The following is a 642-nucleotide window of genomic DNA, read 5'->3' as shown; positions in this document are numbered from 1 at the left end:
CCACGAGAGTTTACAACACCCGAAGCCGGTGGGGTAACCCGCAAGGGAGCTAGCCGTCGAAGGTGGGGTAGATGATTGGGGTGAAGTCGTAACAAGGTAGCCGTATCGGAAGGTGCGGCTGGATCACCTCCTTTCTAAGGAAATACCCGGACCCGATGAGGTTCGGATAAACTTGGCAGTTTATCGCTTACTCGTTGTCAGTTTTGAAAGATTAATCATCTTTCAAAGGAAGACCAAAGGGAATACCCAAGGGCCTTTAGCTCAGCTGGTTAGAGCGCACCCCTGATAAGGGTGAGGTCGGTGGTTCGAGTCCACTAAGGCCCACCATTATCGACTCTGAGAAGTCGGTACCCATTTGGGGCCATAGCTCAGCTGGGAGAGCGCCTGCCTTGCAAGCAGGAGGTCAGCGGTTCGATCCCGCTTGGCTCCACCAATAAAATAATGTACTGTCTTTGCTGAAGATTAACTCTGAAGCAAACTCAGCGCAAAACATTTGCACCTTGAAAACTGGATAACGAAAGAAAAAGAATTGCTGAAACATCCTTTAAAGCTGTTTTTACGTAAGCGAGAGGTGTTTCGAATTGAAGACGGCTTTTGAAGACGTTATTTCTACCTCTAAAGAGGTTATTAATCAAAGAAATA

2 tRNA genes and 1 rRNA gene are annotated in these 642 nt (G+C 47.5%); all 3 read left to right on the top strand.

Features of this window, described 5'->3' with window-relative positions:
• Positions 1-134: ribosomal RNA gene (locus AC1DPK_RS34210) — 16S ribosomal RNA — on the top strand; the annotation flags it as partial.
• Positions 135-250: 116 nt separating this feature from the next.
• Positions 251-327: transfer RNA gene (locus AC1DPK_RS34205), tRNA-Ile, on the top strand.
• A gap of 30 nt (positions 328-357) precedes the next feature.
• Positions 358-433 (top strand) — tRNA-Ala (locus AC1DPK_RS34200).
• Positions 434-642 lie beyond the last annotated feature (209 nt).

It is taken from the genome of Paenibacillus sp. 01T424 (genome assembly GCF_056398745.1).
Note: the sequence above shows the minus strand (reverse complement) of the source record. Positions and strands in the feature narration are given on the sequence as shown.